This window comes from Asticcacaulis sp. P2_B1 (genome assembly GCF_056404915.1).
Genome location: NZ_JBFUDD010000001.1, coordinates 452,781 through 476,224, shown reverse-complemented (window position 1 = coordinate 476,224; position 23,444 = coordinate 452,781). Strand labels below are relative to the sequence as shown.

Below are 23,444 nucleotides of genomic sequence, written 5' to 3'. Positions count from 1 at the left end.
ATCGCGGTTCGCCGGATTACTCCCGATCATAGTCGGCATAGCGGTCCTGGCGGGCCAGATTGCCGAAGCGGGTGACGTTTTCGTCGAAGGACAGCCTGACCGTGCCGATGGGACCGTGACGCTGCTTGCCGATAATGACTTCGGCCATGCCGCGCGTCAGGTCCATATCTTCCTGCCATTTCAGGTGCTCTTCGGTCCCTTCCTTGGGTTCGGCGCGGCCGAGATAGTAGCTTTCACGGTAGACGAACATGACGATATCGGCGTCCTGCTCGATCGAACCCGATTCCCGCAGGTCGGAGAGCTGCGGACGTTTGTCGTCGCGGCTTTCGACGTTCCGCGACAACTGCGACAGGGCGATGACGGGGACCTGAAGTTCCTTGGCCAGGGATTTGAGACCCATGGTGATGGCGGAAACTTCCTGGACGCGGTTATTGGCATATTGGTCGCCGGTCGTCACCAACTGAAGGTAGTCGACAATGATGCAATCGAGGCCGGCCGTACGCTTCAGACGGCGGGCACGCGCGGTCAGCTTGGCCAGGGCCAAGCCGCCGGTATCGTCGATATAGAGCGGCGAGGCACTGATTTCCATGGCGGCCTCTTTCAGCCGGCCAAATTCCTCAACATTGATTTCGCCCTTGCGCAGACGGTCTGACGACACGCCCGACGCGTCGGCCAACAGACGCGTCGCCAGCTGTTCGCCCGACATTTCCAGGCTGTAGAAGGCAACAACGCCGCCGCGGACGGTCTTGCGCGTACCATCCGGCTGGGGTTCGTAGGCATAGACCCGAGCGATATTCATGGCGATATTGGTGGCCAGCGCCGTCTTGCCCATCGAGGGGCGCCCGGCCAGGATGATCAGGTCGGACTTATGCAGGCCGCCGATCTGGCGATCGAGATCGAGTAGGCCGGTGGAAACACCCGACAGGCCGCCATCGCGGTGGAAAGCTTCTTCCGCTTGGTTCAAGGCGCCGGTGACGGCATCGGCAAAGGTCATGAAACCGGTCGAGGACGTACCTTTTTCCGCCAGTTCGAAGAGTTGGGCTTCCGCCATTTCGATCTGGTCGCGGGCGGCGACTTCACCGGTGGCGGCCTTGGCGATTTCACCGCCGAGTCGGATCAGTTCGCGGCGCAGGGCCAGATCATAGATGACGCGGGCATAGTCGGAGGCATTGGCGGCCGGCGGAGCGCGATCGACCAGGTCGGCGAAATAGCGGATGCCGCCGAGGTCGTTGAAAGCCTGGTCGTTCTTGAATTTGTCGAGCAGGACGATGGGCTCGGCTAGATGGCCGACACGGATCTGCTCTTCGATGGTCGAGAACAGGCGCTGATGGAAGGGTTCGTAGAAGTGTCGCGCCATCAGGCCGTCATAGAGACGTTCGTAGGCGCCGTTATCAAACAGCAGGCAGCCCAGCAGGGCCTGTTCCGCCTCGAGATTGTGCGGCAGGGATTGAACCGTGGGTTCGGCGACAGGGGGGGACAGGGTATCGGGCATGGCGGGCATTAACTATTTAAACAGACGGCGGCAAGCGGAGTCCCGTCACATAGTGCCTTGATTCGTGACTGTCCACTTTCGGCCTTTTCACACCCTGTGAACTATGGGGATAAAAAAGCCTCCCGCAGGCAAAGCTGCGGGAGGCGTGAACCGGGCTGTTTAGCTCAAACGCCGCATAGCTCCTCGCATCAGCTCGGGCGGGCGCTTGCCCGCTGCCAACGGCCGATAAAAGCATCGGCCGTTGTTATGAAGCGTCAGTATCGGGTCCAGGGTGCTCGCACCCTGGCCTTAGAAAGATTGTGCGACCTTGGCGTAAACGTAGCGGCCATTGAAGCCGAACGGCGAGAACCGCGTGAACGCAAGGGCGCCGGTACCGTTGCCGGTAGCGGTAACCGAATTCAGCGCTGCCGGCGTGGCATCGGGATAGACGTCGAACAGGTTGTCGGCGCCGAGCGTCACCGTCGTGCCGGTGGCGAACTTGTAGCTGCCGGTCAGGTCGGTGATGGTTTTCTTGCCCGAGTGGATATCGTTGGCTGCGACGGCCGCCGGATCGATGACGTCGCCATAATAGGTGGCGCGTGCCGTGACGGCCCAGGGACCGCCGTTCCAATCGACCGCGAAGGTGCCCTTAGTTTCAGGGGACGAATTGGTCAGGATGTACTGACGGACGCGTGCGAACAGGGGCGGAGCGGGCGACAGGCTCGACAGGACATTGACCGACGGATATTTGTCGATCACCGTATTGGTGTTGTTGAGCGCCAGTTGCAGGTTGAAGCGGCCGAGGTGATCGGTCGGGATGCGATAATTGGCGACCAGGTCGACGCCTGAGGTGTAGCTGGTGATACCGTTGAGGAAGAAGCGCGCGGCACTGACGCCATAGGGGGCCAGAAGGGCAGCGACCTGGGGCGAGAATCCGCCCGAGATGTTTTCCGACAGGACGATACGGTCCGAGATGTGGATATTGTAGGCGTCCAGCGTGACTTCCAGCGGCCCCTTGTTAAAGACGACGCCCAGGGTCTGACTGGTCGATTTTTCCGGTTGCAAGGCCGAGGCGCCCAAGGTCGCGGCGACGGGGCTGGTGGCCGGATAGGTGCCGGTCAGGACGACATTGCCGCCGGTGACGACGCTGGCGGTGGAGGTGAAGTATTGTTGCGCCAGGGACGGCGCACGGAAGCCGCTGGCCAATGAGCCACGGACGGCGAAGCTGTCGGTCAACTGGTAGCGGCCGGCCAGCTTGCCCGAGACATTGCCCCCGAAATCGGAATAGTTTTCGATACGGGCGGCGAAGTCGAAGCTCAGGCGATCGCTAATGTCGGCAGCGACGTCGGCATAGGCGCCGATGCTGTTGCGGTCACGATCGATGACGTTCGCCGGTTGAAAACCGCCGAAGCCTTGCGCGCCGGGGGACACGGTCGAGCTGAACAGAGGTCCGGAGCCGTAGGATTGCAGTTCACCGGCCTTGATGGCGTAGGTTTCGTGGCGGGCTTCGACGCCCAGGGCGAGGGTCAGGGGGCTGGCCAGACCATTGACGTCGAACGGGCGGCTGATGTCGGCATTGAAGACGGTTTGGTCATATTTCAGTTGCCCGTCATAGAAGCTGGTCTTCGAATCCGCACCGTAGGACGGACTGACGCTGTTGAGCGTGTTGTAGTCGAGCGTATTGCCGCCATAGGTCAGGCTGTAATCGGACGCCCAGGCGCCCCAGGTGCCCTTGATGCCGACAGTTGCGCCATAGTCTTTTGACTTGGCTTCGATGATGGGCAGGAAGCCGTTAGGGTAGATCGAGAGGACGTTACCGGTGCTGTAGGAATGGCGGAAGAAGGCGGCGCTCTTGGAGTCGGTATCGGAATAGCTGGCGTTGCCGTAGAGTTTCCAGTCGTCGTTCAACGGCTTGCCGGCATTGGCGAACAGAGAAACAGTGCGTTGTTCCGGATCGCCGTAGCGACTGCTGACGATGGCTGGCGAGAAGTTCTTGTCGATATCGCCGCGCGAGGTAGCTTCACGCTTGCGCAGTTCGCCCGAGAGCGTCAGGAAGCCGTCGGAACCGAGCGGTAGGCCGACCCAGGCGCTCAGCGCGCTGGTGCCACCGTCGCTGGCGTGGCGCGACGAACTGGCGGCCTTGATGTCGGTGTCGTACTGGCCGTAGGAGGCGGTGACGCCGCCGCCGTGATCGGCTTCGCGCAGATGCAGGTTGACGACGCCGGCAATGGCGTCCGAACCATATTCGGCCGAGGCGCCGTCGCGCAGGATTTCGAGACGGTCAAGCGCGGTTTCGGGAATGGCGTTGAGATCGACGGCGGAGGAACCGCGGCCGGCGGAGCCGTTGATATTGACCAGGGCCGAGGTGTGGCGGCGCTTGCCATCGACCAGGACCAGGGTCTGATCCGGCGACAGGCCGCGCAGGGAGGCCGGACGAATATTATCGGTGCCGTCGACGCCGGCAGGGCGTGGGAAGTTCAGGCTGGGGGCGACCCGCGAAAGCGCCTGGGCCAGTTCGGTCGAGCCCTGGGCTTGCAGGGCATCGCTTTTGACGACGTCGACCGGGGCCAGGGTATCGAGACGCGAACGGTGACTGGCGCGCTGGCCGGTTATGACGATCTCAACGGGTTCATCGGCAGCAGCAGCCGTCGTGTCCTGAGCAAAAACAGGAGCGGCGAAGCCAGCTGAAAGGGAAAGGACGAGGGCAGTGCTGAGATAGAGGGAAGCAGCTTTAGGCATGGGGAGGTATCCTGGATAGCGGGGCAGCGGGGAGGGTTGCCCGAACGCCTGTAATTTCGTCCTAATTCTGGCAATTAAAAGGGGGTGCGGTGCAATAAGATTTCAGGCGTCGCATTAGGAAAACTAACTTCTCCTGTGTGCAGATGGCGGATTGCGATTATAAAGAAGCGATAAATTATGTTTTTATTCAATAGATTCATAGGTGAAATGTTATCTATTGCAGCAAGATGTGTGAAATATCTAATGTGTCAAAAGCCTGAAAAGTAGGCATGCGTCATGCTTTATGGAGATTTTCCGATCATGAATTCGCCTGATAGGTGTGGTTAAAATACGACAGAAAAGCGACAACGAGAGGCCCAAATGCCCTGATGTACAGCTGTCATGGATGGTGTAATCTCGACTCACTTAAAAAACGGCTTGGGAGGGCCGCGTCATGAAACAACTGGATATTGTGCGGTTCGTCCTGGCCGGTTTAGTGTCGGGTATCGTTATCTATGTCATTGAATCGATTTTGAACGGCGTTATCCTCGCCGGCGACTGGAAAGCGTGGAGCGTCGTCGCGGCCCAAATCTTCCGCATGCCGCCCGAAGCCAATTCCTTGATCTTCTGGGGCGTTCAGGCCTTGATCGCCGGGTGGGCTGGCACTTTCGTTTATGCTGCCATTCGCGAATGGGTCGGTGTCAATTTACGGGCTGCCTATATAGCCGGCCTCGTCGTTTGGGCGGTCGGGTGGTTGGGGATGAGCTTCGATAAACTCGCGCTCGGTATTGAACCGACAAAAATGATATACTATAACCTGTTAGCGGCATTGTTGGCTTGCCTGCTGGGGCAGGTCGCGGCCAGCTTCATCTACAGGGACAAGTCGTCCTGAGCCGCGTGTTACGGGGAATGGATATGAATCGACGCAATATACTGGCCTTGACGGGTGTGTTTGGTGTGGCCGGTTTGCTCGGCGCCTGCGATACCAAAAAGGTCTTCGGTTGCATGCCCGCAGATGACCCTTGGAAGCACCCGCCTGGCCAGCGCGATGCTATCAATGACGTAAACATCAAGGCCAATACGGTTTTCGTACCGGTGCCGAAAGAGAAGTTCAATTCCACCCTTGTCTGGCTCAAGAAAAAGTCGTTTGCCGCCTTGACCGACAAGGACCTTGCTGACCTAGGCGTTACTGCGCCAGCCGAAGCCGCGGGCATGTCGCCATATGTCATAAGAGCGCTCTCGTCGAGCCAGCCCGGCGGAAAATATGTGTTGATCTATATGGAAGACCTTCTATGGGCGCGCTATGTACCGGGCAATCATGACACGTGCGCCCCGGTCGTCCATGAGGCGCTGGTGGCATGGTTGCCCAAGCCACCTCTGGCCACCTTCGCTACGGTATCGGTTGTTGAATGAAAAAACCCCGGAAAGCCTGGCTTTCCGGGGTTTCTTTCAGACAAAATCTGTAAAGATTTAGATCTTTTGCAGGTTCGTCGCCGAGCTCTTGCCCTTTTCGGACGTGACGTCGAAGCTGATCTTTTGGCCTTCGTTGAGGTTGTTCAGACCAGCGCGTTCAACGGCGCTGATGTGGACGAACACGTCCGCACCGCCCGTATCGGGCTGAATGAAACCAAAACCTTTTTGTGGGTTGAACCACTTGACAGTACCCGTAGCCATGATGGCCTCCGTGTTTAGCGCACCTTCGTGCATGAAGTCCGTGTGGAATTACGCGAACTTAAAATCCGAAAAGAGTGCGTCTTGGGAGCGTGCCGTGATGGCGGTCGTGCAAGTCAAACCTGAATCTCGAATGAGGCGAACATAGACCTTTTCTCTGGGATAGCAAGTTAGTTTGGCCGCACCGGCCTCTCAACTGCCTACTGGACAAGAAAAACCCTCGGAAGCACGGAACTTCCGAGGGTTAAACTGGTACCTATTCCAAACTTCATCGTGAAGTTTGGCAAGGCCGACGGCCACCGCGCACGTTTGCGCGAAGCCCGCCCGGCTTGAGGGGGAAAGAAGCAAAACGCGCCTTTCGAAGCTTTAGGCTTCGTAGGGCGCGTTTTGCATGGCTTCACCGGCGCCGCCTTCGCGCATATCGCTGGCAGCCTCTTCGGCAGCGACGCGATCTTCTTCGAATTGCGAGGCGATGACGTTTTCACCGGCCGCTTGGCGTTCGGCCTCGTCCTGCGAGCGGGCGACGTTGACTGAGATGGTCAGCGAGACTTCGGCGTGCAGGCGCACCTTGATCTCATGAACGCCGATCGTCTTGATCGGGGTGTTCAGGACGATCTGGTTGCGTTCGACCTTTTGGCCGGCTTCGGCGATGGCGTCGGAGACGTCACGGGCGTTGACCGAACCGTAGAGCTGACCGGAATCACCAGCCTGACGGATGATGATGTAGGACGTGCCATCCAGGGCTTCGGCGGCCTTTTCGGCAGCGGCCTTGGCGGTGGCGTTACGGGCGACGATCTGTTCCTTCTGGGCTTCGAAGACCTTCAGGTTGGCAGACGTGGCGCGCAGGGCCTTGTGGCGGGGCAGCAGGAAGTTACGGGCAAAGCCGTCCTTCACCGCGACGACGTCGCCGATGGTGCCGAGATTCTCGACGCGTTCGAGGAGTACGATTTTCATGGTTGTGTGCTCCTTACTTCACAACGTAAGGCAGCAGGGCCAGGAAGCGGGCGCGCTTGATGGCCTTGGCCAGTTCGCGTTGCTTCTTTTGGCTGACGGCCGTGATGCGCGAGGGGACGATCTTGCCGCGTTCCGAGATGTAACGTTGCAGGAGCTTGACGTCCTTATAATCGATCTTCGGGGCATTGGCGCCGGAGAACGGACACACCTTACGGCGGCGGAAGAAAGGACGACGGGCGGGGCCGTTACCGACGGGAGCGCCGGGGGCGGTGGAGGCTTCTTCAGACATAGGTCAACCCTTCCTTATTCTGCAAAGTCAGGCGTGCGTTCGCCACGCTCAGGACGTTCCGAACGTTCGGGACGGTCACGGCGCGACAGGACGGGCGACAGTTCGAGATCGAGCTCTTCGACGCGGACGGTCATATAGCGGATGACGTCTTCGTTGATCGAGAGCTGGCGTTCCATTTCCTTCACGGCCGGGGCCGGGGCGTCGATGGCCAGAAGGGAATAGTGACCCTTGCGGTTCTTCTTGACGCGATAGGTCAGGTTGCGCAGACCCCAGTATTCGATCTTGCCGATATGGCCGCCTTGATCTTCGATCAGGGCTTTCAGGGTCTCGTTGAGAGCTTCCGCCTGTTGAGGCGAAATATCTTGTCGTGCGATGACGACGTGTTCGTAAAAGGGCATGTTTATCCTCTTCCGTGGTGAAGGGTGGCGCGGCCGTGAGCGGAAGTCTCACGGCTTTGATGGATCGGGTACGGCACAATGCCGACCGACCACCCTTCGGGGGAACGGGGCGTATAGAGGAAGATCGCTTGAAAGGCAAGGGGGATAAGGCGAGAGCCTTATTTGCCGGCGCCGACGGCGGTTAAAAGCGAACTGACGTGGGTCGCAGCGTCCGGATCGTCGTGGACGAAGGCGATCTTGCCGTTCTGACCGACGACATAGGAGATGCGGCTGGCCATGGGTGTGAACGGGATCTTGGCGTCATATTGGATCGAAGCCACGGCATGCGGATCGGCGGCGACCGGGAACTTGCCTGCGCAGGTTTCGGCCGAGAACTTCTTCAGGACTTCGATGTCGTCACCGGAGACGCCGACAACCGTTACATGTTTGGCGGCGAACTTTGGCATGGCTTCCGAGAACTCGTGGGCTTCCAGCGAACAGCCGCCGGTGAAGGCCTTTGGGTAAAAATAGACCACGACCKGCCCCTTTTTCAGGGCCGCCTTCAAGGAGAAGTTGGCAACCTTGCCATTGGTGGCGGCCGGAAGCTGGAAATCTGGCGCCGGATCTCCGACCTTGAGCGCGGCAAAGGACGGTGTAGCAGCTGCAAATGCCAGGGCGGCGAGGGCGAGGGTAGGGGCGAGAGCCTTCATGACGTATCTCCTGTTTGGCGAAGATTAGGCCTTAAATGTAACACCTGCAAGACCGGTTGGGCTCAGACCGGCGGATTGTGCTTCAATAAAAAACGTCACCATGGTGTCGAGGGTCTGGATGCGGGTCGGTTCCTTGGACAGGTAATGGTCCTCATCTTTTAACAGCACCAGATCACATGGCTTGCCGGCTTTCTGCAGGGCGTCGCGCATGCGGTAACTCTGATCGATCGGCACGGTATCGTCATCCTTGCCGTGGATAAGGAGAATGGGGATGGTTGATTTGGCCGCTTGTTGCGCCGGCGATGCCGCCGACCAGGCGGACTTGTCGCCCATAAATCGTTTCCAATACAAAACGGAAGGGCTGTCGGGATCGCCGCCCGCCTCGGTACGCACCCAGTCGACGAAGCTGGTCAAGTCCGTAACCGGAGCGATAGCGACGGCGCAGTTATAAACGCCGGTATCGATGGTGGCGCCGGCCAGTGCTGCGTAGCCGCCGTAGGAAGCACCGGCGATAGCGACGCATTGTTCCCTGACTAGCCCCTGAGCGATCAGGTCGCGCACGCCGTCGGACAGGTCGGTCTGCATTTTGCGACCCCACTCGGCGTAACCGGCTTCAATGAAGGTCTTGCCATAACCGTCAGAGCCGCGAAAATTGACCTGGAGAACGACATAGCCGCGTGACGCCAGGGCCTGGGCCATCCAATCGAAGGCAATGTCGTCTTGGGCCTGTGGCCCACCATGGGGCAGGACGACGCAGGCGAGATTTTTGGCTTCGCGCCCGGCCAACCATGTTTTCGGCGGCAAGGTGATAAAGCCCTCAATAGCCAAGCCGTCAGCCGCCGTATAGGTAAATATCTTTTTTTCGCACAGCCATTCCGGCGGCAGATCCGGATAGGTATTGTCCAGTATCTGATTATCGCCGGTGGCGATGTCGATATAGTAGTAGGTGCCGGAATCGCTCGGTCCCTCGCTATAAACCACCAGTTTTCGCGGATCGTCGGCGAAAGAAGCGAGTCGGTTGAAGTAGGCCTGGGGCAGGGCCTTGTTGATAACCTGACTGACCTTTTGCAGTTGAGGATCGTAAAAGGTGTAGGTAACGCCGCTGGGGCGATTGTCCGCAAAGCCGGCCAGTGCTCGGGTTTGTGGATGGAACATCGGACTGACGTCGTTTCCGCCGATCGGCAGGGGCGCGCTGAACGTGCCGTCGGGTGCGACTTCGTAATAGCTCCCGCCTTTTTCACCTGTCGGCATGTAGACGAGAAGGGACTTACCATCGCGGCCGAGGCCTTCCAGGCCGGGGACGTCGGCCTCGGTTTTCTCGCTATAAATCGTTCGCCATTTACCTGTGCTGACTGTGCCGTCATTGTATTTCGACGACCACAGCCCGGTCATGCGATTGCGTTCCGAGCGACCAAGCGGCAGGCCTTCGGGTGTCACGACCCATTGCAGGATGTTGAATTCGGCTTCGTCCAAAACACGGCCTTGGCCATTGCGAATGGAGAAGCTGTACAGAGACTTGCATTCTTCATTGACCAGCTTGACATTGGACGCGGTGATCCGCGTTTCGCCATTGATCGTCACCCGGTTGACGTTACCGGTGACGATCGGGTTGAAGAGCTGCAGGTTATTATAGAGCTGGAAGAAACGCTTGGCCGGAATGTTCATAATAACGGCCTGCAGGTATTCGTTCTTGCCGCCGGCGAATTCACGCAGACCGAAAACCTTGGTGCTGACCGAAAGTATGGTTGTGTTGTCGACCCATGTCAGGCCCCGTAACACGGGCCCCACCAATTGGGCAGTGTAGGTCTGGCCTGTTGCAATAATGCAGTCGCAGATGATCTTCTGACCATCCTGAGTCGTCCCGTAAGCGATCCGCTTGGCATCAGGAGACAAAGCAACACTCTCAACATGAGGAAGCTTGCTGTACAGGCTCAACGGCGGCGGCGTGGCGGCGGCGCGGGCATGCGATGCCACGGACAAGGCCGCCGCGCCAGCAGCGCCCAACAGTCCCCTGCGCGAAAAGGCGAAACTGTCCATCGACGTCTTCCGATACAAAAAGAGGTTGCGGTCGTCAGACCGGCGGATTGTTTTTCAGCATGAAGTTGACCATGGACTCGACGATCTGGATGCGGGTCGGTTCCCGTGACATCCAGTGGTCCTCCTGGCTCAGTTGCACGAACTCGACCGGCTTGCCGGCTTTTTGCAAGGCTTGATACATCTCGTTGCTCTGATTGAAAGGCACCACCGTATCGTCCTTGCCGTGAATCAGCATGACCGGGACCTTGACGGCATCGATATGCTTGATCGGCGAGATGTCGTCCCAACGGCTGTCGTCGCCGAGGTAGCGCTGCCAGTACAGCATGCCATAGCTGTCGCCCTTATAGCCGGATCGCTCCAGTTCATAGGCCATGAAGGCTTTGATATCCGAAATGCCGGCCAGGGATACGGCACAATTGTAAACGCCCGGGTCCAGAGTGATGCCGGCCAGAGCGGCATAGCCGCCATAGGAGCCGCCGAAAATAGCAACGCGCTTCGGATCGACCATGCCTTTTTGCACCAGGTCGCGTACGCCGTCGGACAGATCCGTCTGCATCTTGCGGCCGAATTCGCCATAGCCCTTGGCGGTAAAGTCGCTGCCGTAACCGTCGGAGCCGCGATAGTTGGGCTGAAGGACGGCGTAGCCGCGCGAACTAAGTGCCTGGGACAGGAAGTCGAAGTTTCCGCCCTCCGCAGTCTGAGGCCCGCCATGGGGCAGGACGACGAGGGCCAGTTTGACCGGGTCGCGGTCGACCGGCAGGGTCAGCCAGGCCGGGATATCCAGCCCGTCGGCGGCCTTATAAGAGTAGGGCGCTTTCTCCGCCACCCATTCGGGCGGCAGGTCGGGATATTGCTGGCCGATTTCTTTGTACCCGCCTTTGCGGAAATCGATGGAATAGTAGGTGCCGGAATTACCTTCGCCCTCGACGAATATCAGGACATGCAAAGGATCTTCGGCGAATCCGACCAGATCGATGTGCATGCCGTCGCCGATGGCCTTCTTGATCAGGGCCGGCAGTTTGGCGTAGGTCGGATCGTAGAAGGTGTAGGTGTCGACGCCATTTTCATTGCCGAAGCCGACCAGATTGAAATTGATGCTGTCGAAAATCGGATAGTGGTTGGAACCACCGATATCCATGGGCGTACCCATCGTGCCGTCGGCGCCGACCTCGACATATTTATCCTTCATTTCACCGTCGCGCAGATAGATGAGCACGGACTGGCCGTCGCGCCCCAATCCCAGCAGATTGGGGACATCAAGTTCGGCCTTGACTGAATAGATGGTCTTCCAGCCCTTGTCGGACTTGTATCGCAGGGTCCACATCTTGGTGTCGTCATCATATTCCGAACGGGCGACAACCGTGCCGTCGCCGCGAATAGCCCAGTCGTTGATACGGCGGCCGTCCTCGTCGATTTTAAAGCCGCGATGCCCGTCCGTGGTAAAGCCATAGAGCGCCGTATTGACCTCGGTCGTGATGCCATAACCGCTGAAGCTGGCATTGCGTGCGGTAATGCGATATCCGCCGTTGACCTTGATGCGATAGGTATCTCCGCCGATGACGGCGCGGTAGTCCTGCTGATCGCTGTATAGCTGATAGCGCTTGCCGGCATGGACGTCGATGATGAAGCCGATCCATTCCTCGACCAGTTGATCGGCGAACTTGGATGTTTTGGACGTGGTGACGAAGATGCTCTTGTTATCGGCCCACATCAGGTCGCGGATCTTGTCGCCTTCGATGGCGGCTGCGGCGACCTCGCCAGTGGCGAGATTATAATCGTACATGACGATGCCGCCGTCCTTGTTCATCTGCAGGACGACCCGCGTGCCGTCGGGCGACAGGGCAACATTGCTGATAGTCGGAAGCTTGCCGTAGACGGTCAAGGGCGGCGGTACGGGTGCGTCACCGGCACGGGCGGCAAAACCGGTTCCCAGTGCGATCGGCACACCGGCGGCCGCGACGGCAGCCAGCAGATGGCGGCGAGACAGATTGGTCATGATTTCCCCCCAAAGGATTATGTAACATGCAAACTACGGCTGCCTCCGGATTCTGGCAAGCAAAGAGATTTTTGCAGGCTTAGAATTTTATTTCGCAACTCGTAATGGTGGAGCGCGGCAAAAAATGCGCTGACGCTTGCTCTCGCGACCGGTTTGGCCTAACGGAGTCGGCCAAATTTTTGCCAGATAACTTCTCGGAGGCGCATCATGACATTGGCTTTTGTATTTCCCGGCCAGGGCTCGCAAAGTGTCGGCATGGGCGCCGAACTGTACGATACCTTCCAGACAGCGCGCGACGTTTTCAATGAAATCGACGAAGCGCTGGGCCAGAAGTTGTTCGACTTGATGCGTGGCGGGCCCGAAGACCAGTTGACCCTGACCGAAAACGCCCAACCGGCGATTATGGCGGTATCGCTGGCGGTGGCGCGGGTCCTCGAGAAGGACTTCGGTATCACGTGCAGCCAGGCCAAATACGTCGCCGGCCACAGTCTCGGTGAATATTCCGCCCATGCCGCCGCGGGCACTTTCTCCCTGGCGGATACGGCGCGGCTGCTGAAGCTGCGCGGTCAAGCCATGCAACGCGCCACGCCGGTCGGCGTCGGCGCCATGGCGGCCTTGATCGGCAAGGCTGACCTGGCCCTGGCTGAAGCGGCCTGCGAAGCCGGCTCGGCGGCGGGTGTCGTGGTCGTCGCCAATGACAATAATGCCGGTCAGATCGTCATCTCGGGTATGAAGCAAGCCGTCGAACTGGCCATGGAAAAAGCCAAGGAGCTCGGCGCCAAGGCCATGATGCTGAATGTTTCGGCGCCGTTCCACTGCCCGCTGATGGAGCCGGCCGCAGAGGAAATGCGCGATGCCTTGTCTAAGGTGACGATCAACCAGCCGGTTTCGACTCTCGTCGCCAATGTGACGGCGCGTCCCGTTGGCGACAAAAGCGAAATCGCCGGCCTCTTGGTCAGTCAGGTCACTGGCCGCGTGCGCTGGCGCGAAAGCATGCAGTGGCTGGCGGGGGAGGGCGGCGTCACCGCCTTTGCCGAATTGGGCGCCGGCAAGGTCTTGACCGGCATTGCCAAGCGCATCGCACCCGAAGCCAATGCCGTGGCGCTCAACGGCGCGGCGGATTTCGAAGCCTTCGCCGCCAGTTTGAAGAGTTAAACAAGAAAGGCGATCCACAGATTACACAGATTGCACAGATTCTTTAGAATCCGCGCCGCGTTGGTTTCGACCGATTTCTCGGCGCAAAGCGCCATCTTAATCCGTGCAATCTGTGTAATCTGTGGATCGCCTTCTTAAATGCGTTCTGAGAGGACGCACGGTGTGTCGTGGTCGCATACCTTTCTTCTTGATCCGTTATCCGCATTGCCGTAAACGGCGCGGCCTATAGCCAAAGGACTCAACCATGTTCGAACTGACCGGAAGAACCGCGCTCGTCACCGGCGCCACGGGTGGCCTCGGCGCCGAAATGGCGCGCGCCCTGCAGAAGCAAGGCGCCAAGGTCGTGCTGTCCGGCACGCGCGAAAACGTCTTGCACGATCTGGCCGCCGAACTGGGCGAGGGCGCCTTTGTCGTCGCCTGTAACCTGTCGGATTCCGCTGCCGTCGATGGCCTGGTCGCCAAGGCCGAAGAGGCTGCCGGTGCCGGCATCGACATCCTGATCGCCAATGCCGGCATTACGCGCGATGGCCTGATCCTGCGCATGAAGGACGAAGACTGGGAAACCGTCATCAAGGTCAATCTCGAAGCCTATTTCCGCCTGGCGCGCGCCGCCACCAAGGGCATGATGAAGCGCCGCTTCGGCCGCATCATCGGCATCACCTCGGTCGTCGGCGTCACCGGCAATCCCGGCCAGACCAACTACGCCGCCTCCAAGGCCGGCATGATCGGCTTTTCCAAGGCCTTGGCCCAGGAAGTCGCCAGCCGCAACATCACCGTCAACTGTATCGCGCCGGGCTTTATCGCCTCACCGATGACCGACGAACTGAACGACGCTCAACGCGCCACCATCCTGACGCGGATTCCCGTCGGCAAGCTGGGCGAAGGCGCCGATATCGCCGCCGCGGCCGTCTACCTGGCCAGCGACAGTGCCGGCTATGTCACCGGCCAGACCTTGCATGTCAACGGCGGCATGGCCATGATCTGATCCTCCACACAACGCAAAGCGCTTTGCCTTTGCAGAATTTGGATAATCGCCGGGCGGCACCTATATAGGAAGTCGCTTTTGTGTTGGTTAAGAGTGTGCTAGGCAACGCTTAAATGGCTTGAAACACGGGAAATCTGTGCCTACAAGACAAAGTCTGGATTCTGTCCTCCCCCGCCTGGGCCCCAACGCTTTTGGCTCTCGCCTACTAAACCTCTGAAGGGACTATAAATGTCTGAAGTTCTCGAACGTGTTCGCAAGATCGTTATCGACCACCTGGATGCCGATCCGGACAAGGTCACGGAAAAGGCGAGCTTTATCGACGACCTGGAAGCCGACAGCCTCGACATCGTCGAGCTGGTCATGGCTTTCGAAGAAGAATTCGATATCGAAATCCCCGATGACTCGGCTGAGCACATCCTGACCGTCGGCGACGCCGTCAACTACATTCAGGAAAAGCTGGCCTCTTAAGGTCTTAAGCTTTGGCTGGAGCGCGGTTTTCAGGCCCTTTGCCAAGGGTTTGGCCGCGCTTAGTTTTTTGTGCATTGCTATCGGGGTTTTCTGCCTATGGTTCGTCGCGTCGTCATCACTGGTCTGGGTCTTGTTTCGCCTCTCGGCAACGGGGTCGATATTTCGTGGAAACGTCTGCTTGAAGGCAAGTCCGGCGCTGGTCCAATCACCGCGTTCGACACGACCGACTATGCCTGTACGGTGGCCTGCGAAGTGCCGACGGTCGATGGTCGCGGCGGTGGCGGACCCGATATCGAAGGTTCGTTCGATCCTTCGAAGGTCCTGACCAACAAGGAACGCCGCAAGGTCGACGACTTCATCCTCTATGCCATCGCGGCTGCGGATGAGGCGCTTAACGACGCCAATTGGCACCCTGAAAGCGAAGAAGACCAGGAACGCACTGGCACCATCATCGGTTCCGGCATCGGCGGCTTGGGCATCATTGCCGAAACTGCCCTGGAGCTGCGCGACAAGGGGCCGAAGCGCATTTCGCCCTTCTTCATCCCGTCGTCGCTGATCAATTTGGCCTCTGGCCAAGTGTCGATTCGCCACCATCTCAAGGGGCCGAACCATGCTGTCGTCACAGCCTGCGCCACCGGCGCTCACGCCATCGGTGACGGCGCTCGCCTGATCAAGAGCGGCGACGCCGACGTCATGGTTGCCGGCGGCGCGGAATCGGCCATCGTGCCGATCGGCATTGCCGGCTTTATCGCGTGCCGCGCCCTGTGCACGGCTTTTAACGACGCGCCTGAAAAGGCCTCGCGTCCCTATGACAAGGATCGCGACGGTTTCGTCATGGGCGAAGGCGCCGGTATCGTGGTCCTCGAAGAATATGAACACGCCAAGGCGCGCGGCGCCAAGATCTATGCCGAAGTCCTGGGCTATGGCCTGTCCGGCGACGCCTATCACATCACGGCGCCGTCCGAGACCGGTGACGGTGGTTACCGCGCCATGGTGGCCGCGGCCAAGAACGCCGGCGTCGACCCCAAGGACATCGACTACGTTAATTCCCATGGCACCTCGACCATGGCTGACGGCATCGAATTGAAGGCTATCGAGAAATTCCTCGGCGAACGCGCTCAGACGGGTACCGTGTCGTCGACCAAGTCGGCGATAGGTCACCTCCTGGGCGGCGCCGGCGCCGTCGAAGCCATCTTCTGTGCCCTGGCCATTCGCGACCAGGTGGCGCCGCCGACCATCAATCTCGACAACCCCGACGTTGAAACCCCCATCGACCTGGTGCCGCATACGGCCAAGAAGATGAAGATCGATATGGTCCTGTCCAACAGCTTCGGCTTCGGCGGCACCAATGCGGCGCTCATCCTCGGTAAAGTTCAGGGATGAGCCAGGCGCCGCACCCTCCCATGAAGAAGCCGGGCAAGCTGGCGGCGCCGCTGGCCGGACTGGCGGCGGGGGTCGTGCTTCTTCTATTGTCGGGTGGCCTTTTCCTGTGGGCGCAATTGTTTGGGCCGGGCCCCAAGGCCATGACCGAAGTCACCTTCAATCACGGCATGAGCGTTGCCGCCATGGGCCGGGAATTGAAAAAAAACGGTGTCATCGGCTCGGCAACCCTGTTCCGCGTCGCCGCGCGTTTTCGCGGTCACGAAAATGGTCTGCAGGCGGGCACCTATGATTTTCCGGCAAGTACGTCGCTGATCGGCGCGCTCAGCCTGATGGAGCAGGGCAAGGTCGTTCAAAACCTGATCACCATCCCCGAAGGCCGGACCTCGGCCCAGGCGGTCCGCATCCTCATGGCGACGCCGAATCTGGTCGGCGATGTCGACGTGCCGCCCGAAGGCGCCATTCTGCCGGAAACCTATCTTTATCAGCGTGGCGAAACGCGCCAGGCCGTGCTCGATCGCATGCTGGAAGCCGGGCGTAAGACGCTCGACGACCTGTGGGCCAAGCGCGCTCCCGGACTGCCCTTTGCCACCAAGGAAGACGCCTTGATCATGGCGTCCATCGTCGAGCGTGAAACCGGCCTGGCCAGCGAACGCCCGCGGGTCGCGGCCGTGTTTATCAATCGCCTGCGCCAGGGTATTCGCCTGGGGTCGGATCCGACCGTGATCTATGGCATTTCGCACGGTGAGCCCCTGGGGCGCGGCTTGACGCGAGCCGAACTGGACACGCCGACGCCGTGGAACACCTACACGATCGATAAGCTGCCGGTGACACCGATTGCCAATCCGGGCAAGGCGGCCCTGGCGGCAACGCTCAATCCCGCCAAAACTAATGACCTTTATTTCGTTGCCGACGGCACCGGCGGTCACGTTTTTGCCGCTACCTACGAAGAACATTTGGCCAATGTCGCCAAGTGGCGCGCCATGGAAGGCACGGTTGAGGTCTACACCTCGTCGGCGTACTCCGACGCATCGGCCTCGGATGCGGCTCCGACCGTGGCGGAGACATCGAGCGCGAAAACTATAGCGTCGCAGCCCTCGGCCGTGCGCCTGCGTGGCAAATCACACTAACCCAACATCATCCGGAGAAAGACCATGAGCCTTTCGAGTATGACCGGATTTGCCCGTTGCGAGGGCGGAATCGACAGCCAGACCTGGACGCTGGAAATGCGCAGCGTCAATGGCCGCGGTCTCGACGTCAAATATCGTTGTCCGCCGGGTTTCGAAGCCGCTGAACGTATCGGACGCGACCTCGCCAAGGTTCACTTCCAGCGTGRCCAGATGAATGTCACCGTGACCGTCGGCGCTGCCGGCAAGTCGGCGGGAGTTAGCCTCAATCGAGATGTGCTGGATGTCTATCTCGAAGCCTGCCGCGGTCTCATCGACGCCGGGGAGGCCCTGACGCCGTCGGCGGACGGACTGTTGGCACTTCGCGGTGTGATCGAAGCATCCGGCGACGAGCGCGAAGCCTTGAGCGACGTGGCCGAAGCCGCCTTGGCCAAGGATATGGCCGTCCTGTTCGATCGCCTGAAAGAGGCGCGCGACGCCGAAGGCCGCGCCCTGGAGGTTGTCCTGCGCGGGCATTTGGCGGCTATCGCCTCGGCCGTGGATCGTGCCAAGACGCTGGCCGATCAGCAGGTCGATTATATTCGCGAGCGTTTCGTGCGCCGTCTGGCCGAGATACTGCCGGACCAGGCCGATTTTGCCGAGCGGATCCTGCAGGAGGCGGCTCTATTGGCGACCAAGGCCGATGTCCGTGAGGAACTCGACCGGCTGACGGCGCACGTCGATCAGGCCTGTCAGCTGCTGACCGAAACGGCGCCCGGCCGCAAGCTCGATTTCCTGTCGCAGGAGTTTATGCGTGAGGCCAATACCCTGTGCTCGAAGTCGGCCTTTATCGAATTGACGCAGATAGGGCTTGAGCTTAAAGCCGTCATCGATCAGTTCCGTGAACAAACGCAAAATGTGGAGTAGGTGATGTCTGGCAGCGACGGGCACGGTTTCCAGAAGATTCGCCGCGGGCTGATGATGATCGTCGCCGCCCCGTCGGGCGCTGGCAAGACGTCGTTGTGTCGCCGGCTCGTCTCCGACCACGCCGATCTTGACCTGTCGATTTCGGTAACGACGCGCGGACCGCGCCCCGGTGAGCGCGATGGACGCGAATACCATTTCATCGACAATGCCGAGATGGACAGGCTGATCGCCGGCGATGCTTTTCTCGAATACGCGGCTGTCCATGACGCCCGTTACGGCTCACCGCGTGAGCCGGTTGAACGTGCCCTGAGTGCCGGCAAGAACGTCTTGTTCGACATCGATTGGCAAGGTGCACAACGCATTTCGGCCAAGGCGCCGGGGGACGTCGTACGCGTCTTTATCTTGCCGCCGTCCATGGCCGAACTGAATCGGCGCCTGGTCGTGCGCGCCCAGGACGACGAAGATGTCATTGCCCGTCGTATTAGCCGCGCCAAGAGCGAGATTTCGCATTGGGCGGAATACGACTATATTATTCTGAATGACGATTTCGACCGGTCTTATGCCGAACTGGTCCATATCTATCATGCTGAAATTTCGCGCCGGTCGCGTGGGCTGTGGATTTCGCCGTTTGTGGATGAACTGATGGGCGAGCATATTTAATTTCTGGTGGGGGCCATGTCAGTATCCAATTTCAGCTCTCCCCGTATATATCGCTTCGGTCCGATCGCCAGGCTCATCTGGATATGTTGCTCTTTAATCATTTTTTGCGCGGGCGTCGTGGGCGCTTTATGGGCCGGTCTGAAGCTTTTCTCCACCGCACCTGCCTATGATTCTGTTGGCTTGGTCGCTTTGCCGATCGGTTTGTTGGCAACTGGGCTGGGGCTCGCCGCGCTAGTGTCAACCGTACGCGGTCGCCTTGAGTTATACGAAGATCGCGTTGAATATTACGGCATATTAGGCAGGCGTGTTGTTCGGACAATCGATATTAAGGAAACCGTACGCCCGATTCAGCAATATGGTCATTTTGTCATCACCCTGGTGTTGAAAGGCTCAGGCGCAAAGCGCGTGCGTATTACAGACTTCGGCAAAATGGATGAAACTTTGGCAGACTGGCTTAATGCCTTGCCCAATGTCGAGGTCCAGGCGGACATTAAACGAAGCGAATACTTGTTGGCCAATCCGGCTTTTGGAAGCAATATTGGGGAACGCGAACACGCTATCAACAGTGACACCGCACTTTTGAATCGACTACGCTGGCCAATTTACGGTCTTGTCCTGTGGGGACTAATCCACCCTCATCCCTATCAAATTTGTCTGACCATTCTTGTAATGCTACCTATTACGGCAGTGCTTATGGTATTGGCGTCGCGCGGACGTTGGGCGCTTAACGTGGACAATACCTCTGGCAAGTTGGGGCTTGGCGAGGTTATGGCTTTGGGGCCAGCGGCTGTAATTGGCTTGCGGGCCTTTCTCGACGATGACGTTATGGAATGGAAGGTGCCCGCGGCATGGGGTGTTGTTGTCGGTCTCACGTTGCTAGGGATCGTCGTTGTCATTGAGCGTCGGTTTCATGCGAAAACTCTTTTGAGCGTCGGCTTCGCCTTTATGTGGTACGCGTGGGGCACACTCATGTTTATGAATGCCGTGTGGGATCACTCCCCAACTACAATTACCCGCGTCCAAGTGCTTGATATGCAAAAGGGAGATCATGTCGATACATTACATCTGACGCGTTGGGGGCTGCGCAAGGACGGCAATGAGGTGTCGGTAACCCACGCAACTTTTCGAAAGCTACGAAAAGGCGGAGAGGCTTGCGTTTATATCAATGCTGGTGCGCTGGGATGGCAGCGCTACCAGGTGGATGTCTGTTCGTCATAACGCATTGATTTTCAGTAAGGTAGCCAATCGTAGAAAGTCCTGTGGCGCCACCTGCTCCGCGCGCTCGGTCGGCACGATCCCGGCCTTTTCCAACAAAGCTTCCCCGCCTAACGCCTTCAGCGACGAGCGCAACATCTTACGACGTTGGCCGAAGGCGGCGGCTGTCACCTTTTCAAGATTCTTGATGACGCCGTCGGGCAAACGATCGGCCTTCGGGACCAGCTTGACGACGGCGCTATCGACCTTGGGCGGCGGGGTAAAGGCACGCGCCGGCAGGTCCATCAACTTGTCGCAATCGCACAGGACCTGGGCAATGACGCTGAGCCGACCATAGTCGTCATCGCCGACGGGCGCCACGACGCGCAGGGCAACTTCCAACTGGAACATCAAGGTCATCGAAGCCGGTTGCCACGGTCCCGTCAACCACTTGATCAACAAGGGCGTGCCAACATTATAGGGCAGGTTGGAGACGATGTGCGCTCTGGCGGGCAGGCTGCGCTCGGCCAAAATTTGCGCCTCGTCGACCTTGAGCGCATCGGCCTCGATAGCATCGAAGCGCTCGCCGTAAACCGGCTTCAATTCGGCAAGTAATTCCAGAAATCTGGAATCCTTTTCGATGGCAATCAATTTTTGTGCGTCGGTTTCCAATAAGGCGCGTGTCAGGCCGCCCGGGCCTGGGCCGACCTCGATGACCACTTCGCCATCGAAAGGACCGCCCAGACGGACGATCTTGCGCGTGATATTGAGATCAAGCAGGAAGTGCTGGCCGAATGACTTCTTCGCCATCAGGCCGTGCTGTTCCAGGCTGTCGCGTAAGGTCGGCAAGGTCATGGCGCAGCTCGATTTGCAGCGATCATGTCGGCCGCGCGAATAGCGTTGATCAGGCTGTCGGCACGGGCAATGCCCTTGCCGGCGATATTGAAACCCGTTCCGTGGTCGGGCGAGGTCCGCACCACGGGCAGGCCCAGCGTAATATTCACGCCGCCCCAAAAGTCGAGCGTCTTCAGGGGAATCAGCCCTTGATCGTGATACATGCAGACGACGGCGTCATAGGTAGCCCGTGCCTCGTCATGGAACAGGCTGTCGGCTGGAAACGGTCCCATGATGTCGATGCTTTCGCCTTTCAACGCGGCGATGGCTGGACGCAAAAGATCGATCTCCTCGCGGCCGATCGTGCCGTCCTCGCCGGCGTGCGGATTAAGGCCCGCCATTGTCAGGCGGGGATGGGCGATGCCGAAATCTTGGATCAGAGCCTTGTGCGTGATCCGCGCAATGGCGATGATGCTGTCGATTGAAAGAGCCCCGGGCACGTCTTTGAGCGGCGTGTGGATGGTGGCCAGGACGACGCGCAGATCCTTGGCCGTCAGCATCATGACTGGTTGCGGGACAAGGTCGCCGTCGCGGCATAGCTCCGCCAAATATTCGGTGTGGCCGGGAAAATTGAACCCCGTGGCATAGAGCACCGACTTGGCTATGGGGCAGGTGACAAGCGCGCGCGCCTCATTAGCCCGGCAGAGTTCAACGCCGGATTTGATCCAGCCGACGATATTGGCGGCGTGGGCGGGATCTGGGCGACCGGGCGTGACGGGAATGGCCAGGGGGGAGTGCAAGACGGGCAGGCCGTCGGCAAACGTGCCCGCTGTCTCGGCCACGTTGGCGACGCGTTTGACCGGAATGCCTTGCGCCGTCATCAGGTCGGCGTCGCCTAAAACGCAGAAGGCAAGACCGGCGTCATTACGCAATGCGAGCCATGCCTTGGCCGCGATTTCGGGACCGATGCCGCACGGGTCGCCGAGGCTGAGGACGAGGGGTTTCATTGCCGGCATCGGGCAAGCTTCCTTCCGACAATCCAACTGCGCCTCTTACCATCGCATACGACGGTGCTCCCTCCCCATAAATAGGGAGGGCAAGGACGAGTGAGCGTCACAACCTAGTGGTTTTCAATCGTCGCCACGGCGCGCAGTTCACGCAGGTAACGCTTGCCCAGCATGCTGAGGCGTTGATTGACTAACTGGCTCTCGACCTGGTCACGCGTCAGAGCATTGTCGCCGGCCAGCTGACGGTCGCAGACATAAACGACATTCATATATTGAGCATTACGCAGCGGGCCGGTAACCTGACCCTCCTTAAGCGGGCGCAAGGCGTCGGAATAGGTCGGCTGCAGCAGGCTGAGTTGGGCTTCACCCAGGTCGGTCACCGAAACGCTGGAAGGTGTGTGATCGCCCATGGCGTCGATGGCGTCGCAACTGTCGGCCTTGGAACGGAAGTTGAGCAGGGCGGTCTGAGCACTGCTGACCGCGGCCGGTGAGGCGTCAGTAGGCAAGGGCACGGCGGCCTGCTTCAGGTGCATGACCATGTCGGAATTGCCGTCCGTCTTCTGCCGCAACATGATCAGATAAACGCCGTCCTTGGTCGTGATCGGCGGGCTCATCTGGCCCGGGTTCATCTGCTCCAGAGCGGATTCGATCGCCGGATCGAGATTATCCGCGACCTGCCAGCCGGCGTCACCGCCATTGGCGGCGGATGGCGCGTTGGAAAATTGACGGGCCACGGCCTGGAACGGCGCAACCTTCTGGGCGATCTGCTGATAAAGTTGCTGGGCGCCCTTTTGAGCCGCCGGCAAGCCACCGGCCTGGGCCGGGTCGAGCATGATTTCGGAGATCAGGAACTGCTTCTTCTGGCCGTCGGCGATCGCCTTGTCCATCATGGAGTCGACCTGGGCCTTGCCGACCGCAGCATTGGAATGGTAGCGGCCGCCGACCAGCTGGCTCCAGCCGGTTTCGGCACGAATTTGGTCCCTCAGGGTCTGAGAGTCGACGCCGACCTTTTTGAGTTCGTTCAAAAGCTGGTCGCCCGTCAGGTTGCTCTGAGCGGCCATACGATCGATTTCCTGCTTGACGTCATCGTCACCGACCGTGACCTTCCAATGGGCCATTTCCTGCTCTTGGAGGTGTTCGTCGATCAGGCTGGTCAGGGCTTGCTGTTGGAAGGAGGCATAATTCTCCTGGGTAATTTGAATGCCGGACGTGACGATCAGCAGCAACATACGCTGCTTCAGATCGTAAGAGGTGATCATGTCGTCATTGACGGCCACAAGAATGCCTTCGCCCAGCGCCGGCAATTGCGGAGCCGCCTCGTCGGGTTGGACGGCTGGCGCGGACGCGGCAGCGGCAGCGCCGGTATCCGGCGTCTGGCTGAAGCCCTGAGGCTGGTTACCAAGGGTTTGAGCGCCGGCCATGCCGGCAGTCATTGCGCAAGTCAATGACAGACCGGCGGCGCACAGGAGTGCGCGTTGCCAGCGGGCACTTTTACGGGTCACGCA

The 23,444-nt window shown here is 59.4% G+C and carries 22 protein-coding genes; 10 read left to right on the top strand and 12 right to left on the bottom strand.

All coding sequences use genetic code 11. The features are described from left to right. Positions 1–16 precede the first annotated feature (16 nt). Positions 17–1,501 (bottom strand): replicative DNA helicase, encoded by a 1,485-nt coding sequence (locus AC1DX3_RS02205; protein ID WP_476987591.1) that lies wholly within the window; start codon positions 1,499–1,501, stop codon positions 17–19. 279 nt (positions 1,502–1,780) lie between these two features. Then, positions 1,781–4,210, bottom strand: a complete 2,430-nt coding sequence (locus AC1DX3_RS02200; protein ID WP_476987590.1) for a TonB-dependent receptor plug domain-containing protein — start codon at positions 4,208–4,210, stop codon at positions 1,781–1,783. Positions 4,211–4,643: 433 nt separating this feature from the next. Here AC1DX3_RS02200 and AC1DX3_RS02195 point away from each other — a divergent pair, with 433 nt between their 5' ends. Together AC1DX3_RS02195 and AC1DX3_RS02190 are read left to right on the top strand one after the other, a co-directional pair. After that, a complete protein-coding gene (locus AC1DX3_RS02195; RefSeq protein WP_476987589.1) occupies positions 4,644–5,081 on the top strand; it encodes a hypothetical protein in 438 nt (145 codons plus the stop codon). 23 nt (positions 5,082–5,104) lie between these two features. Further along, positions 5,105–5,602, top strand: coding sequence for a hypothetical protein (locus AC1DX3_RS02190; protein WP_476987588.1), 498 nt, complete (start codon positions 5,105–5,107; stop codon positions 5,600–5,602). A gap of 57 nt (positions 5,603–5,659) precedes the next feature. Here AC1DX3_RS02190 and AC1DX3_RS02185 read toward each other — a convergent pair whose 3' ends face one another. The 7 genes from AC1DX3_RS02185 to AC1DX3_RS02155 form a co-directional block, all read right to left on the bottom strand. Then, on the bottom strand, positions 5,660–5,863 hold the full coding sequence (locus AC1DX3_RS02185) for a cold-shock protein (protein WP_476987587.1): 204 nt from the start codon (positions 5,861–5,863) through the stop codon (positions 5,660–5,662). A 363-nt stretch (positions 5,864–6,226) separates the two neighbouring features. Further along, entirely contained in the window at positions 6,227–6,814 is a 588-nt protein-coding gene (gene rplI / locus AC1DX3_RS02180) for a 50S ribosomal protein L9 (protein ID WP_476987586.1), read from the bottom strand. A 13-nt stretch (positions 6,815–6,827) separates the two neighbouring features. Further along, positions 6,828–7,103 (bottom strand): 30S ribosomal protein S18, encoded by a 276-nt coding sequence (gene rpsR, locus AC1DX3_RS02175; protein WP_476987585.1) that lies wholly within the window; start codon positions 7,101–7,103, stop codon positions 6,828–6,830. 14 nt (positions 7,104–7,117) lie between these two features. After that, positions 7,118–7,501 (bottom strand): 30S ribosomal protein S6, encoded by a 384-nt coding sequence (gene rpsF / locus AC1DX3_RS02170; protein WP_476987584.1) that lies wholly within the window; start codon positions 7,499–7,501, stop codon positions 7,118–7,120. 158 nt (positions 7,502–7,659) lie between these two features. After that, positions 7,660–8,190, bottom strand: a complete 531-nt coding sequence (locus AC1DX3_RS02165) for a peroxiredoxin (RefSeq protein ID WP_476987583.1) — start codon at positions 8,188–8,190, stop codon at positions 7,660–7,662. 24 nt (positions 8,191–8,214) lie between these two features. Then, positions 8,215–10,227: an alpha/beta hydrolase family protein gene (locus AC1DX3_RS02160; RefSeq protein WP_476987582.1), complete on the bottom strand. Its 2,013-nt coding sequence runs from the start codon at positions 10,225–10,227 to the stop codon at positions 8,215–8,217. Between the two features lie 34 nt (positions 10,228–10,261). Beyond that, positions 10,262–12,223, bottom strand: a complete 1,962-nt coding sequence (locus AC1DX3_RS02155) for an alpha/beta hydrolase family protein (RefSeq protein WP_476987581.1) — start codon at positions 12,221–12,223, stop codon at positions 10,262–10,264. A 207-nt stretch (positions 12,224–12,430) separates the two neighbouring features. On the opposite strand from AC1DX3_RS02155, the gene fabD reads away from it, so the two are divergent. The 8 genes from fabD to AC1DX3_RS02115 all read left to right on the top strand — a co-directional run bounded on the left by fabD (position 12,431) and on the right by AC1DX3_RS02115 (position 20,122). Next, positions 12,431–13,378, top strand: a complete 948-nt coding sequence (fabD, locus tag AC1DX3_RS02150; RefSeq protein ID WP_476987580.1) for an ACP S-malonyltransferase — start codon at positions 12,431–12,433, stop codon at positions 13,376–13,378. Between the two features lie 244 nt (positions 13,379–13,622). Then, positions 13,623–14,363 (top strand): 3-oxoacyl-[acyl-carrier-protein] reductase, encoded by a 741-nt coding sequence (fabG, locus tag AC1DX3_RS02145; RefSeq protein WP_476987579.1) that lies wholly within the window; start codon positions 13,623–13,625, stop codon positions 14,361–14,363. Positions 14,364–14,591: 228 nt separating this feature from the next. Continuing rightward, the gene (locus tag AC1DX3_RS02140) at positions 14,592–14,831 is read left to right on the top strand and encodes an acyl carrier protein (protein WP_476987578.1); all 240 of its coding nucleotides are present in this window, start codon (positions 14,592–14,594) and stop codon (positions 14,829–14,831) included. A 96-nt stretch (positions 14,832–14,927) separates the two neighbouring features. Then, positions 14,928–16,214: a beta-ketoacyl-ACP synthase II gene (fabF, locus tag AC1DX3_RS02135; RefSeq protein WP_476987577.1), complete on the top strand. Its 1,287-nt coding sequence runs from the start codon at positions 14,928–14,930 to the stop codon at positions 16,212–16,214. Next, positions 16,211–17,341 (top strand): endolytic transglycosylase MltG, encoded by a 1,131-nt coding sequence (mltG, locus tag AC1DX3_RS02130; RefSeq protein WP_476987576.1) that lies wholly within the window; start codon positions 16,211–16,213, stop codon positions 17,339–17,341. Before fabF ends, mltG begins: the two co-directional genes overlap by 4 nt. A 24-nt stretch (positions 17,342–17,365) precedes the next feature. After that, positions 17,366–18,244: a YicC/YloC family endoribonuclease gene (locus AC1DX3_RS02125; protein ID WP_476987575.1), complete on the top strand. Its 879-nt coding sequence runs from the start codon at positions 17,366–17,368 to the stop codon at positions 18,242–18,244. A 3-nt stretch (positions 18,245–18,247) separates the two neighbouring features. Continuing rightward, positions 18,248–18,904: a guanylate kinase gene (gene gmk / locus AC1DX3_RS02120; RefSeq protein ID WP_476987574.1), complete on the top strand. Its 657-nt coding sequence runs from the start codon at positions 18,248–18,250 to the stop codon at positions 18,902–18,904. A 15-nt stretch (positions 18,905–18,919) separates the two neighbouring features. Continuing rightward, the gene (locus AC1DX3_RS02115; RefSeq protein ID WP_476987573.1) at positions 18,920–20,122 is read left to right on the top strand and encodes a hypothetical protein; all 1,203 of its coding nucleotides are present in this window, start codon (positions 18,920–18,922) and stop codon (positions 20,120–20,122) included. Here AC1DX3_RS02115 and rsmA read toward each other — a convergent pair. From rsmA to AC1DX3_RS02100, 3 genes are all read right to left on the bottom strand, one after another. Then, the gene (gene rsmA / locus AC1DX3_RS02110; protein ID WP_476987572.1) at positions 20,117–20,953 is read right to left on the bottom strand and encodes a 16S rRNA (adenine(1518)-N(6)/adenine(1519)-N(6))-dimethyltransferase RsmA; all 837 of its coding nucleotides are present in this window, start codon (positions 20,951–20,953) and stop codon (positions 20,117–20,119) included. The two genes, AC1DX3_RS02115 and rsmA, sit on opposite strands and share 6 nt — an antisense overlap. Further along, the gene (gene pdxA, locus AC1DX3_RS02105) at positions 20,950–21,948 is read right to left on the bottom strand and encodes a 4-hydroxythreonine-4-phosphate dehydrogenase PdxA (RefSeq protein WP_476987571.1); all 999 of its coding nucleotides are present in this window, start codon (positions 21,946–21,948) and stop codon (positions 20,950–20,952) included. Before pdxA ends, rsmA begins: the two co-directional genes overlap by 4 nt. 104 nt (positions 21,949–22,052) lie before the next feature. Beyond that, positions 22,053–23,360, bottom strand: coding sequence for a peptidylprolyl isomerase (locus AC1DX3_RS02100; protein ID WP_476987570.1), 1,308 nt, complete (start codon positions 23,358–23,360; stop codon positions 22,053–22,055). Positions 23,361–23,444 lie beyond the last annotated feature (84 nt).